16 protein-coding genes are annotated in these 13,448 nt (G+C 47.8%); 13 read left to right on the top strand and 3 right to left on the bottom strand.

Annotated elements, in window-relative coordinates; genetic code table 11:
- Nucleotides 1-37: 37 nt before the first annotated feature.
- The 11 genes from L3K52_13445 to L3K52_13395 all read left to right on the top strand — a co-directional run bounded on the left by L3K52_13445 (nt 38) and on the right by L3K52_13395 (nt 7,793).
- Nucleotides 38-250, top strand: a complete 213-nt coding sequence (locus L3K52_13445) for a hypothetical protein (GenBank protein UOG91202.1) — start codon at nt 38-40, stop codon at nt 248-250.
- Nucleotides 247-480 carry a hypothetical protein gene (locus L3K52_13440; GenBank protein ID UOG91201.1) on the top strand — a complete coding sequence of 78 codons (234 nt, stop codon included), beginning with the start codon at nt 247-249 and terminating at the stop codon, nt 478-480. The genes L3K52_13445 and L3K52_13440 overlap by 4 nt, the downstream gene beginning before the upstream one ends.
- A 10-nt stretch (nt 481-490) precedes the next feature.
- Nucleotides 491-2,122 (top strand): hypothetical protein, encoded by a 1,632-nt coding sequence (locus L3K52_13435; GenBank protein ID UOG91200.1) that lies wholly within the window; start codon nt 491-493, stop codon nt 2,120-2,122.
- Nucleotides 2,123-2,170: 48 nt separating this feature from the next.
- A complete protein-coding gene (locus tag L3K52_13430) occupies nt 2,171-2,365 on the top strand; it encodes a hypothetical protein (protein ID UOG91199.1) in 195 nt (64 codons plus the stop codon).
- Between the two features lie 16 nt (nt 2,366-2,381).
- Nucleotides 2,382-2,765: a hypothetical protein gene (locus tag L3K52_13425; protein ID UOG91198.1), complete on the top strand. Its 384-nt coding sequence runs from the start codon at nt 2,382-2,384 to the stop codon at nt 2,763-2,765.
- A 449-nt stretch (nt 2,766-3,214) separates the two neighbouring features.
- Entirely contained in the window at nt 3,215-3,871 is a 657-nt protein-coding gene (locus tag L3K52_13420) for an RluA family pseudouridine synthase (protein ID UOG91197.1), read from the top strand.
- Between the two features lie 116 nt (nt 3,872-3,987).
- The gene (locus L3K52_13415; GenBank protein ID UOG91196.1) at nt 3,988-4,632 is read left to right on the top strand and encodes an OmpA family protein; all 645 of its coding nucleotides are present in this window, start codon (nt 3,988-3,990) and stop codon (nt 4,630-4,632) included.
- A 99-nt stretch (nt 4,633-4,731) separates the two neighbouring features.
- Nucleotides 4,732-5,280, top strand: coding sequence for a CDP-alcohol phosphatidyltransferase family protein (locus L3K52_13410; GenBank protein ID UOG91195.1), 549 nt, complete (start codon nt 4,732-4,734; stop codon nt 5,278-5,280).
- Nucleotides 5,277-6,398, top strand: coding sequence for an AI-2E family transporter (locus L3K52_13405; protein ID UOG91194.1), 1,122 nt, complete (start codon nt 5,277-5,279; stop codon nt 6,396-6,398). Before L3K52_13410 ends, L3K52_13405 begins: the two co-directional genes overlap by 4 nt.
- Nucleotides 6,395-7,111: a DnaA regulatory inactivator Hda gene (gene hda / locus L3K52_13400; protein ID UOG91193.1), complete on the top strand. Its 717-nt coding sequence runs from the start codon at nt 6,395-6,397 to the stop codon at nt 7,109-7,111. The genes L3K52_13405 and hda overlap by 4 nt, the downstream gene beginning before the upstream one ends.
- Nucleotides 7,112-7,127: 16 nt before the next feature.
- On the top strand, nt 7,128-7,793 hold the full coding sequence (locus L3K52_13395; GenBank protein ID UOG91192.1) for a tellurite resistance TerB family protein: 666 nt from the start codon (nt 7,128-7,130) through the stop codon (nt 7,791-7,793).
- Here L3K52_13395 and L3K52_13390 read toward each other — a convergent pair.
- The 3 genes from L3K52_13390 to L3K52_13380 all read right to left on the bottom strand — a co-directional run bounded on the left by L3K52_13390 (nt 7,790) and on the right by L3K52_13380 (nt 10,981).
- On the bottom strand, nt 7,790-7,966 hold the full coding sequence (locus L3K52_13390; GenBank protein UOG91191.1) for a hypothetical protein: 177 nt from the start codon (nt 7,964-7,966) through the stop codon (nt 7,790-7,792). The genes L3K52_13395 and L3K52_13390 overlap by 4 nt on opposite strands.
- 89 nt (nt 7,967-8,055) lie before the next feature.
- Nucleotides 8,056-10,278, bottom strand: coding sequence for a protein-disulfide reductase DsbD (gene dsbD / locus L3K52_13385; protein ID UOG91190.1), 2,223 nt, complete (start codon nt 10,276-10,278; stop codon nt 8,056-8,058).
- Between the two features lie 373 nt (nt 10,279-10,651).
- Nucleotides 10,652-10,981, bottom strand: coding sequence for an H-NS histone family protein (locus L3K52_13380; protein UOG91189.1), 330 nt, complete (start codon nt 10,979-10,981; stop codon nt 10,652-10,654).
- A 275-nt stretch (nt 10,982-11,256) separates the two neighbouring features.
- Between L3K52_13380 and L3K52_13375 the strand changes: the two genes are divergently transcribed.
- The gene (locus L3K52_13375; GenBank protein ID UOG91188.1) at nt 11,257-12,090 is read left to right on the top strand and encodes a diguanylate cyclase; all 834 of its coding nucleotides are present in this window, start codon (nt 11,257-11,259) and stop codon (nt 12,088-12,090) included.
- A 23-nt stretch (nt 12,091-12,113) separates the two neighbouring features.
- Complete coding sequence (locus L3K52_13370; GenBank protein ID UOG91187.1) at nt 12,114-13,448, top strand: IS4 family transposase; 1,335 nt, start codon at nt 12,114-12,116, stop codon at nt 13,446-13,448.

Genomic DNA, 13,448 nt, shown 5'->3' with positions numbered 1-13,448 from the left:
CAACTTCCCACGCTCAAAAAACCGGAGGTGATGCGGTATGAAAACCGATTATTACATCAACCTAGATAACGAAGTTGTACAGGTAGAAATGCTCGAATGGCTCGAAGATGGTACGTACTTTGACGAAGATCAAAACGATGATGAAAGCATTCTTGTGGAACTGCCATGTTCTCGTTATTGCATTGGTGATGAAGATGGCGACGGCATCAGCGTATGGCTGAATGACGCTATGCAGGAGGTCATTGTATGAACCACCTACCCCACTACTATGACGCAATCACACTGGCAATCATCGGCTTGTGTGGCATTGCCCACCTTATCACCGCATCCAACAGCACCAGCCTATTCACCGCGATCATGCCCATTTTCGGCGTGGTGGCTTGCGTAGCGTATGGGCTGGTTTGTTTCGCATCTCGCAGAGGTAGTTTACTCAAACTGCTGTTTGTCGCTGGTGCATTAACAACGTTCTGGATTCAATAAGGGGTGATGTATGACCGATAAATTAACCAACGCTTACGCCCTCCACGCAGAGCTAAGCGACCAACACAAAACCGTCAGTGAAGAAAGACACGCGCTGACAGCCAACCACTACGCCCAACAGTTTTTCACTGTGGCAACGTGGATTATCTACCTACTGTTCGCGGCGGCGATGTATGCCGCTCCTCTGTGGGTGCTGCAATCGTTTTTCGGAGCGAATGCAGGCAACTACCTTGCCATTGTCGTGATCGGGGTGTTTTTGGTGGTGTTCCCCACTGCCCTAGCGCTCGGCAAACATGCAGGCTACCGCGCATTAAGCAAACGGGGTATCGACCCGCGATACATGGGCGCGATCATTGCGTTTTTCATTGCCAGCGGCATTTACTTTGAAATGACCAGTGCCAGTTCGCAGCAGCAGGAAAAGGCGCATTTTGCGGTGGAAAGCTCCAACGCGGGCAAGTCGATCATGGATAGCAATGTATCCACCGGGACAAGCGCCTATGCTTCTCTAATCGCTGATGCTGAATACAAGCTGGTATCCTGCAAACGGAAATTAGCAGAGGGATTAGTAAAAGACTGCGATAATTCGACGGCGAAAGTTAATAGCCTAAAAGAGCAATCAGCAGCCGACCGCCAAGCCGCGATTACTGCCAATTCTGAGGCGATTACAGCCAAACAATCGGCACTCGAAAAAGAGCGTGAAAGCCATGCATTGCCCATTGCTAAATCATTCTCTGAATTGTTTGGTTCAAGCGTGGCTACTGGTGCGGTAATCGCTGCATTAATTGCGGCCTTGATCTTTGAAATTAGCCATTCATTAACGATCTATAACGAATGGCGCATTAAAAAGGAGCTTATTTTATTAGAAGGTGGTTTGAAGCAATTGAAAATAGATTACTTCCACAATACCGGCAAACAGTTTGATGCTACCGACTTTAAAGAAGGTGAAGTTATCGACCTAATGCAGATGCGCGAAAATGGCAAAATCGAACATTTTAACGACCGCCTGCAAGATAGCTACCCTACCCCAAACGACGGCAGTTTTAAAAAATCCGGTATTGGCTTTACCGCAAACGTTGGCAACCATTCTGGGAAAACCTCGTTTGGTTTTATTCCCGATCGTGGCACAACTGAGAGCCTTGATGCAGAAAACCGCAAGCGCTACCCGCAACAAATCCTCTACCCGAAGCACGAAGTGCGGACGGCGGACGACTACGAAATGATACCGCGCAAGGAGCGCCAACACCCACCACTAGCAGCAGAAAAACCCCGTGTAGAACAGGCTGAAAAACCCCGTGTAGAACCCCGTGCACGGGGTTTGCTGAAACCTGACAAAAACCCCGTGCACGGGGTTTCAGGCGAACCAGTGACAGGGCAGCAAGCCCAACAAGGAGAGGGGATGGATAGCATCTATCCGGCATGGGTGGCGGCGGTTCATTCTGGTGAGTGCAAGGCATCCATAGACAGCACCCGTTCATGGATTCAGAAACGGATTGCGCCGGTAATGACTGGCAGTAAAACAAATGACCTGAAACGCATAGATCAAATGCGCAAGGGTTTTTTCAGCCGTGCGATTAAAGAAGGGTTAATGCAAGTGAACCCCGCTTATACCAACGGCGGAAAGAAATACATCTGGATTGGCTAATTAATCGGGGGCGTGAAATATCGCCCCAAACTTAAAGAGGATACGACTATGCAAGATCAAAACATGAAACCCGTTTACTACTGGTTAGATGGCTATTGGATTTGCGACAAAGAGGAAGCTGATTTGATGGATGAAATAAACGCTTTCGGCTCGATACATGGAACGGCTTATTTCCCGATTGATGCAACTGAGGCAAGTATTGACAAGGGAGTGAGTGAAATACTGAAAACCATTATCAAGTAACAAAAGCGGGCAAGCAATGAAACGGAACAAATCGAAATTACGGGGTAAGCGGCTTGATACGGTGAAGTCCAAAACGTTGGGCTTACTGACTGATGACCCTATCGGCGCATTGTTGGGGATGGACAAGGCTTATATGCAATTCCAATCACAACACGGAGTAGGCGGGCTGGCGCAGGTTACAAGTAACGGTGTAGACCTGCTGGCAATCATGGCAAGCAAACAGGGTACAGGTCAATTCAAGGCATTCATGAAAGACCTGATGCGGGAATACAGTCAGGTAACATTCTGGTTAGTGCATTCGCCACTGTTACGCGAGATTCTGACCAACTACGGATTTTCTCAGGTAGAGGAATTGCAGCACGGCGCAATGGTTCGCGGTATGCGCTGGCAGGAGGAGTAGCACCTGACCCGCATCAACTGACGATCAAGAGCCGGGCATGTTCCCGGCTTTTTTGCATCATCGGAAAAACCGAATGATCACACCCCTATAAAAAGGGTATACCCATGTTAGAGACTGAAACACCCTTCAAAAAGCCTATAAATAGGGTTGTTTTTGCACTTATTAGAGGGTTGTCTATCAGGTTCTAAAGGCTATTTAGAAAATAAGGGGATGTTTACAAGGTTCATTGCCAAGGTTCACTGGGAGGGGGAGTTTTGGTACAGTCAGATGCTAATTTAAGTTTCTGAGGTGGAAAGTGGGTAAAAAAGCGGGTTATTTTGTTTTTGGTGTTTTGATTGCGCCTTATTTAACAATGGCTTGCTTGATATATTTGCGTTCTCTTCCCGCACCAGATTTAAAGGCTAGTTAGCAATAACTGGCCTTTTTTGCGTCTAGCACATAGGCTTTCTGTGACTGATTATAATCCCCCAGCCCACACCGGCTTAAACATCCTCCACCTTGACGACTCTCTAATTGTGGTTGATAAACCCGCTGGTTTACTTTCAGTCCCCGGTCGTGGCGACGACAAACAGGACTGTATGATTACCCGCGTGCAAGCCGAACTCCCCGCCGCGCTCACCGTTCATCGCCTCGATATGGGCACGTCCGGCATTATGGTAATCGCGCGTGGTAAAGCGATGGAACGCGCTTTAAGCATTTTGTTTCAAACTCGCCAAGTCCACAAACGCTACGTTGCTGTCGTCGCAGGGCAGATCCCGCAAACGCAGGGTGAAATCGACTTGCCGCTGATTACCGATTGGCCTAATCGCCCGCGCCAAATGGTCAGCTTTGAACGGGGTAAACCGTCACAAACGCGCTATCAAGTGCTGGCATACGATACCACCACGGATACGACCCGCGTAGACCTAGAACCGTTGACAGGGCGCACTCACCAACTCCGCGTCCACCTGCAAGCGCTCGGACACCCGATTCTCGGCGATGAGCTATACGCCAGCCCCGCCGTCTGTGCGCTATCTGCGCGTTTACTGCTTCACGCCGCTGCTATTGCCTTCCCACACCCGCAATCAGGGGAGATTTTAAGCATTAACAGCCCGATTCCTTTTTAATGGCTAGTATCCTGCGCGGGTTTACGTCAAAATTCGTACAATCGTTATCGGGAACTCTGTGGGCTAACTGGGTTCTAACCCGTGACGATATACTATAAATTATTGAGGTGTTCATTATGAAAATTTCCATGCGTACCCTGTTGATTGGTACTGTTTCTGCGGCATTGATGGCGGGTTGTAGCCCTACGGGTGAAATGACGCGTGCGCAACAGGGCGCTTTGATTGGGGCTATCGGTGGTGCGGTTGTGGGTAAAAATACCGGCGACAAAGACAAAGGTCATACCATTGCTGGCGCAGTCGTCGGTGGTCTGGCGGGTGCTGCTATCGGCAACTACATGGATCAACAAGAAGCAGCATTGCGCCAAAACATGCAAGGCACGGGCGTAGAAGTGACGCGTCAGGACAATAATATTGTTCTCACTATGCCTGATGCGATTACTTTCGATTTTGGTCAAGCTGCTGTTAAGCCGCAGTTTTACGGCGTGCTGAATAGTTTGGCGAACACCTTGAATCAATTCCCAGAAACACGTGTCCAAATCGCAGGGCATACCGATAATATCGGCAGTGACACTGCTAACCTGCAATTATCACAGCAACGTGCTAACAGCGTGCGCAGTTACATGGCCAGTACCGGCGTCGCTGCACAACGTATGCAGGCTGTTGGTTACGGTGAAAGCCGCCCTGTTGCGGATAACAGCAGCGATTACGGACGTGCGCAAAACCGCCGCGTTGAAATTACGTTGATTCCTGTTCAACAGTAATACAAGCGTTATAGTCTGAAATCCGGCACATAGACTATAATCCGTTGTAAGATGAAGGCTCCATAGGGAGCCTTCTTTGTGTATAAAAGTGGATTTAACGTGCGGGAACAAATTCCAAACATTATTACCGTGATTCGCATCCTTTCCGTTGCACCGATTTGTTGGTTGCTGTGGAAGGGATCTTACGGTTTTGCCCTGACCCTGTTGATGCTGGCGGGTTTGTCGGATGCCTTGGATGGCTTCTTGGCACGGCGCTATGGCTGGTTTACGCGCTTAGGGGCAATGCTTGACCCGGTGGCTGACAAGCTGTTTGTGGTATCCGTATTCATTGTATTTGGCTTGAAAGGCAGCTTACCTTGGTGGTTAGTGGCCTTGGTGATTGGGCGTGACATGGTGATTGTGTTAGGCGCAATTGTGTATCGCTTGGTGATGGGGGAGTTGGAAATGCGCCCTTTGATGATCAGCAAGCTCAATACGGGCTTACAAATTTCTTTGTTGGCAACCACGCTGCTGCACGTGGCAATCTATGCTTTGCCCAATTGGTTTAATCTGGGCTTACAGTGGACAGTGGCAGTGACAACGGTTCTGAGTGGCTTTGCTTACGTGTTGCTCTGGAGCCGCTACGCATGGAGGAAATATCACGCATGATACTCAATAGTGGACGTTGGTTTTGGTTAGTGACCAGCAGCATTGCGCTGGCGCTACTGTATATACTTTCACCGATTTTAACCCCTTTTGTGGCAGCGGCGTTGCTGGCTTATTTGGGTGATCCGCTGGTTGACCGCCTTGAGTCGTGGAAATTGTCGCGCACATTGTCGGTAACGGTGGTTTTTCTAACAATATTTTTATTGTTATTACTGTTTTTTCTGTTTCTGGTTCCGGTACTGGAAACGCAGATTAAGCTGTTTATCAATCAAGTTCCTCACTATCTCGATTGGATTGTGAATGTTTTAGGGCCTTATCTGCACCAAAAATTTGGGGTGGATACCAGTGTCTTAGAAGTCGAACAAATTAAAAAGGTGATCGCCTCGCATTGGAAAGAAACCGGCGGGTTGATTCGGAATGCGATTCAAACCATTTCTAACTCTGGGTTTGTAGTGTTGGGGTGGATAGCAAACTTGGCGTTAATTCCGATTATTACGTTTTATTTATTGCGTGATTGGGATCGGATGGTGGCCTATGTTGACGATTTGTTGCCGCGCTCCATTGAACCCTTGATGGCTAAACTGGCGCGTGAGTCCGATGAAGTCTTGGGTGCATTTCTGCGTGGGCAATTGTTGGTAATGCTGGCATTAGCCATATTCTATTCGATTGGTTTGTCCTTGGTGGGGCTAGAGTTTGCATTACTCATTGGCTTGATTGCTGGGTTAGTAAGCTTTGTTCCCTACCTTGGTTTGATTGTCGGTGTGGTGATTGCCGGTATTGCCATTTTATTTCAGACTCAGGATATATTTGCGCTGTTCTGGGTATTGGCGGTGTTTGGGATTGCGCAAATGATTGAAGGCACTATTCTCACCCCTTTATTGGTGGGGGAGCGAATTGGTTTGCACCCTGTAACTGTTATTTTTGCGATATTAGCCGGTGGGCAATTGTTTGGATTTTTTGGGGTACTGTTGGCACTGCCAGTAGCAGCAGTGTTAGCAGTGATCATGCGGCATATTCATAGCACTTACAAGCAGAGCCATATTTACAGCATTGATAAACCTGAGCCATTGGATGTCATTGATTTGGACAGCAGCGTCGACGAGGCGAAACAATCGGCATGACACAACAACTGACGTTGAATGTGGGAATGCGTGAAGGCCATCGTTTCAGTTCGTTTTTTGTGACGCCTGAAAATGCTGAATTGTTAGGAATTTTGAAAAACGGTTTTGAGCGCGAATTCCCCCAAATCTTTTTGTGGGGTGATGCCGAAGCCGGGAAATCGCATTTATTGCAAGCTTATTGTGAACGTTATTATCAGCGCGGTTTGATGGCGGCTTACGTACCGCTAGGCCGTTGCTCTCAATACGGCACGCGTGTGTTAGCCGGTGTCGAAGGTAAGCATTTGGTCGCGGTGGATGAACTCGATGCCGTCATCGGGCAGCGTGACTGGGAAGTAGCGCTCATGAATTTAATCAATGCCTGCCGCGCTAATCACCAGCCGCTAATGCTGGCGGCTCGCACCAATCCCCGTGAAATGGCCTGTGTGTTACCCGATTTTTTATCACGCTTATTGTGGGGCGCGGACTATCGGGTGCATCCGGTTCACGGTGGACAATGTTTGCAAGCAATGGCATGGCGTGCGCATCAGCGCGGCTTTGAGCTATCCGAACACGTCATGAAATACATTGAGCGGCATTACCCGCAAAATATCACTGTTCTCATGGCAATGTTGGATCACTTGGATACGACCAGTTTGACGAAAGGACGCAAAATCACCCGCGAATTTATTCGTGAAGTGATGCAAAAGAATACCACTACATTATCGTTAAAATAAGGAGACTCAGATGGACATGAAGAATTTTTTAGATCAAATGCTGCAATCCAGCAAAGAACTGGCGCACCAAGGCCAGAGCATGGCAGAGCAAAAGCTCGGTATTCCGGCCGAAGGCGAACAACGTGAGCAAATGTTGTCTGGCATGAAAACAGGCGCGGCAGCCGCTGGTGTATTAGCCCTGTTGTTAGGAACCAGTGCCGGGCGACGGGTCACGGGGGCGGCGGTTAAAGTTGGCAGTCTAGCCGCTTTAGGCGGCTTGGCTTATCAAATGTACCGCCAGTGGGAAGTGAATGCGGGTAGTGTTGACCCTACGGTGGGAGGCGAGCCTGCACAATTAGAAGCGCCTCCTGCACCCAGGGCGACGGCTGAGATTCTGCTGAAAGCCATGATTGCAGCGGCTAAAGCGGATGGGCACGTGGATTCTGCGGAATTAGCCAATATTCGTCAGCAATTGGAAGGTCTCAAGGCTGACGATGCTGTCAATGACATGATTCTGCACGAATTATCTCAACCCTTAGATGCGAAGCAAATCGCAGCCTTGGCTAACAATGATTCAGCGGTAGCAACCGAAATCTATTTGGTCTCGGCCGCTATTATCGACAATGCGAACGAGGCAGAGAAAACCTATTTAGACGATTTGCGCAGTGCTTTGCAATTGCCTGAAGCCGTTTCTGCGCCTTAATCTTCAAATACATCTTTCAGACGACGTTCTAGCGCTTTACGCTCTAAATAGTCTTCGAGATTGCGCCGCACCACATGTGGTTTAATTTTTTTACCATCTGAGGGTGCGGTTGTTTTCTCTAATCGGAAAATCTCGTCTTCTTGTTCTGTGTAATAGTCTTTGTTATCACGCATGAAATAACTCCTGTTGTCGTTATTCTGTTGATTTTAATCAATCTAATATGGGTGACGATTGTATGCACTATTAACTTAACTCATGCTGATTATTTTACCGCTTGCTGAATGAAGGTTGTTGCTTGTGAGCGTAATTGTTCTGGGGTGACATCACCGACGAGACGCAAAGCTCGCAACTCTTTGCCTGTATTGTCAAAAAAGACCAAAGCGGGCGGCGCAATTACATCGAAACGCTTCTGCAATGCTACATCGTGCTCATTTTGTGCCGTGACATCTACTTGCAAAAAGAGCGTATTCCCCAGTGTTTTGATTGCGGTTGAATCTTTGAATGTCGTTTTTTCCATGGTTTGGCAATAGCTGCACCAATCAGCATAGAAATCTAACATTACTGGGCGTTGTTGATCTTTGGCTTGTTGCAATGCTGTCTCTAGCGCTACAACGCTTTGAATGCGTTGAAATGCAATGGATTCAGTGGCTTCATGAGTAAGTACGCCCACTGAGAAAACGCCTTTGAGCGGTTGCAGTAAGTTGGTGCTGCCAGCGGACAAACCAAACAGGATTAACGCGCCATAAAACAATTGCAGCATCCCCGTGCTTTTCCAAAAACGTCCCCAGCCTCCAGCGTCTTCTTCAATTTTTTCCAACGCACCCATGTAAACACCGGATGAAACTAGCAAAATACCCGTGAGCGCCATGGTGATCTCGATAGAAACGATGCGACTGAGCATGTAAATTGCCACACCCAGCATAATAATACCGAAGAGTGCTTTGACGGTATCCATCCAGACACCAGCGCGTGGCAGTAGATGCCCGGCAGATGCACCAATCAGAATCAAGGGAACACCAATTCCCATGCCTAATGAGAATAAAGCCGCAGCCCCTAACCATGCATTATTGCTTTGAGTGATGAACGTTAAAATACCCGCAATGGCGGGGCCAGCACACGGTCCAACAATCAAGGTAGAAAGGAAACCCATAATCGCCGCACCAACAAAACTACCGCTTTCTTGTTTATTGCTGATTTCATTTAAACGGCTTTGCAAGCTGTTAGGTAATTGTAAGTCGTAAAAACCAAACATTGAAAGTGCGAGCGCTACAAAAAGAGCACTCATTAAACCGATAGCGACGGGGTGTTGCAACACAGCTTGAAGATTTTGCCCGAAGTAACCAAAAACGAAACCAATAATCGCGTAAGCAATGGCGCCTGAAACGACGTAAGTGACAGACAGCCACAGCGCTTTGCGGGAAGAGGTATTGCCATACCCGGCGATGATCCCAGAAAGGATGGGAACCATCGGGAAAATACAGGGCGTAAAAGCGAGCAATAAACCCAAGCCAAAGGTAATAGCAATGATTTGCGGCAGTGAGCTGTCCTCAAGGCGTTGCGTCAACGCGTCTTGTTTATTGAGAGGTACTTGCGCAATTGTATTGCTTTCGGCATCAGTGAGTGGCTTTGCCTCGGCTAAACCCGTCAGCGTCAATTCGCGGCTCTGTTTGACAGGGGGGTAGCAAATACCTGTGCTATCGGAACAGCCTTGATACTCGGTTTCTACCACCAATTTTTGCAGCCCAGTCGATTGCAGTATCGGAACTTTGACATCAATGTCTTGCTCATACACTTCAATCTTACCAAAGTATTCATCATCGACCATTTTGCCGGTCGGAAAAATCGGTTGACCGAGGGTGACACCTTGTGGCTCTTTAACGCTAAATTGAATTTTCGGGCGATATAAATGGTGATCCGGTTGGATAATCCAATGCGCATTTAACATGCCTTTATCAACTGCGCTCAGCTCAAACACAAATGCTTGTTCCACCGGGATTGCACCGCCTGCTGTACCGGGCTTTTGAGCTTGTTTGATAATATTGGTTAATGTTGCGTCTGACGTCTTTACAGGCTTCTCAGCAGCACTATCCAGTGCCGCCAATTGTAATGTTGCCGTTTTTTTCTGAGGCGGATAACACAGGCCAGCGTCAGCACACCCTTGATATCGAACCTTTAAAGCCAACTCCAAGGCTTGCGAGCGGGTTTGGTTGCGCTCAATTGGAATTTCAATCACCACCTGGTTGTGATAAACCTCGGTTCGACCAAAAGTAGGGTCATTTTTGCTGTCACCGCTTGGAAAGGCAGGCGCTGCAAAGCTTAAATTCGGCGTTTCCGGCTCAAACACAAAGCGTTCGCGGTAAAGGTAGTAACCTTGCGCAATATCCCACGTCGCTTTAATTTTATCGGGTGCAATCACTTCAGCCTTGAATTTGAAGGCTTGGTCGGGTGGTAGCATGTCTTCCTGCTTGAGTGCGTGAGCTTGCATTGAAGCCACCAATAGCAACAGGAAGCAGAGTAATTTTCTCATTGTTGGGCGCTCTCTAACCTGCACACAGGGGACAAGCTGTTGGCCTGATCCGGCAGAAGTGTCATTACAAGTAGACAATCCATCATTTCTTAGCGTGGTTTAATTGAATTCAAGTAATAGTAGAGTAAATGTCAGGAATCGGCAAAATATCTTGACAGCATTTTGCGTTGTCTTGCATGTTTTTATTTGTCAAGGGGGAAGTAACATAATTTTACACGAAAATGTTGTGCTTTATGCAGTGGCGTGTTGCCTAAATACAACAAAGTGGCGGTTACTCAAAAACGAAAGCCCAAAAAATTTGGGCTTTCGTTAAGTAATGCTTTATCTGCAATTATTCAGGAATCAAACAATCATTCAATTCACGACCTGTGGATACCCACTCTTCAACCCAGCCGGGTTTTCTGCCACGCCCGCTCCATGTTTGTTCAGGATTATTGGGGTTGCTGTATTTTGCTTTCACAATGCGCTTTTTAGCAGGACGCATCTGCATGACTTCTATAACTTCTTCAAGCGTAAAGCCTGAGCGCTCAACCATATCTTCAATCGCTTCGCGTAGACTCAACAGTTCACCGTCACGGCGATTGGCAATCGCACTATCAATACTGCCTTTGAGTTTTTCAAGTTCTGCAACACTGAGATTAGAAATATCGACATGAGACATGAATAACACCATTCCTTTTGCATTATGTTTAAATGATTTAATTTCACATATTCTCTTTATTTAAAGTACTTGTCAAGCAAGGTTTCTTATAAAGATACGTATCCGTTATTTAAAACAATCACCGTTAGCCAGTTACGCTGCAAAAAACAGGTCAACTCAGTTTGATGGTTTTTTATCAGACGGGCGGCGTGGCAATTGTCAAGTAAATTGGCTATAATTAAGGTGATAATTTAATCATAACTATTATAGTAAAGACCTGTTATTAGGGGGATTTGATGCGATTTGTCGTTCCGATCCTGTCATTGGTTGCGTTGGCAGTCGTTTTTGTCTGGGTAGTGTCCAGCGGTCAGCTAAACAATACTTCCATGACAGATGCACTGTCTGTTTCACACGGTCTTGTGCCGTATTTATTGTTTGGCATGTTTGTTGCGCAAGTGGCCGCCGTTTATCTGTTGGTGCGTTTCAATCAGCGCATTCCTTTGGCAGCATTAACGGCTAATGATACGGCAGTGGTCGATAAACCTCTCCAAGAGCAGGTAAATACTGAGTGGGTTTTGGATGCTTTAGCCGGTGGGGTGATTGTTGCCAATCAACAGGGCATTATTACTTACATGAACACCAGTGCCGAGAAATTGACACTGTGGCAGCGCGATAAAGTGTTAGGTGAACATGTTAGCAGTGTGTTGAAATTGGAAGACTTACAAGGTAACGCTTTAGGCGAAAAAGCATTTGAAACCAACATGCTTCACCCTAATTATCCGCTGCAATTTGGGCAAGTGAAACTGTATCCGCGTGTTGGTGAAGAACGTTTTGTCGAATTAAACACGACGTGCATACTCGATAACTGTAAAGCGATTGTGTTTATCTTCCGTGATGTGACCGCCGATCGCAAAGTTATTAACCGTTTGTACCGCCAAGCATCGCGTGATGCATTAACCGATTTGATGAATCGCACCAGTTTTGAGCAGTATGTGGAGCAACTGGCGCATGATACCTCCGCACTGACTCGTAGCCATGTATTAGCCAGCGTGGATTTGGACAATTTCAAAATTATCAATGATACCTGCGGGCATTTAGCCCATCTCCTTATACACAAGTCCCCAAACTGATGTAAGATAAGCAATTTTCACCCATGAACTGGTCATCTACCGAACTCACCGATCTTGATTTGGGAGACAAGCGTCTCGAAACACGCGCTGCCCATATCCTCAACGCCATGCTCAAAGCCCCCCAATCGAGCATCCCGAAAGCTTGCCAAAGTTGGTCAAGCACCTTGGCGACGTACCGTTTCTTCTGGAATGAAGCGGTGAGCCATGATGCTTTGATGGCATCCCACTTTGAAGCGACCGAGTGTCGAATCCGTCAGCAAGATTCGCGGATTATCCTGTGTATTCAAGACACCACCGAACTGGATTTCAATGGGCAGGAAACCGAGGGTTTGGGGCGTTTATCCTACGATAAGCAACGCGGGATGTACCTGCATCCGACCTTGTGTATCACCCCAGACCGTCTGCCATTGGGGATCACCGATACGTGGATGTGGTCACGGGGCTTGAGCAAAGCGGCGGATCTTGCCAACCCCGGCATCAAAGAAAGCCGTCGCTGGATTGAAGGGTATGAACGGGTAGCCGAACTGGCGGCACGCTGCCCTGAACACCGCCTCATCTATACGGGCGACCGTGAAAGCGACTTTTATGACTTACTCAAACGGGCGCAAGCCTTGGATTACCCGGCTGACCTGCTGATACGGGCGCAACATAACCGCGCCTTGGGGGATGACCTCAAACTGTGGGATGCCATTGATCAACAACAGGCGTTGACTCGTATCACCTTTACCAAACCGCGCAAGCAGGGTGAAAAGCCTCGCAAAGTGGTACAAGAAATCAAGGTGTTACGTTATACCCTGCGTCCCAAAAGTAAGCATCCAATGCTATTGACCTTGGTTCAAGCCAAAGAAATCAACCCACCCGCCGGAAAATCGCCCCTCATTTGGCGTTTAGTCACCAACCGTTGTGTAGAGACCGCCGATGCCGCCTGTGAACTCATCGACTGGTATCGGGCGCGTTGGGAAATCGAGATGTTTTTTGATGTCCTGAAAGTCGGCTGTCGCGTCGAAAAACTGCAACTGGACACTAAAGAGCGCATCGAAAAAGCCCTCGCGCTCTACATCATGGTGGCCTGGCGGATTATGTTTCTGATGCGGTTGGGGCGTACCTGCCCAGAACTTCCGGCTGATCTGGTGTTTGACCCGCTGGAATGGAAAGTATCTTTCCGGCTCGGCAAAAAAGCACTACCCGATGGCATACCTACCCTCAATCAAGTGATCCGCAATCTAGCGGAACTGGGGGGCTTTTTGGGCAGAAAATGCGATGGCGAACCGGGGGCTAAAAGTATCTGGCTTGGCTACTCAAGGGTGCTGGACTGTATTTATGGGATTCAGATGGCTAGTGAGTTGGGGGAGGACTGA

Source organism: Candidatus Thiothrix sulfatifontis (assembly GCA_022828425.1).
Taxonomy (GTDB): Bacteria; Pseudomonadota; Gammaproteobacteria; order Thiotrichales; family Thiotrichaceae; genus Thiothrix; species Thiothrix sulfatifontis.
Note: the sequence above shows the minus strand (reverse complement) of the source record. Positions and strands in the feature narration are given on the sequence as shown.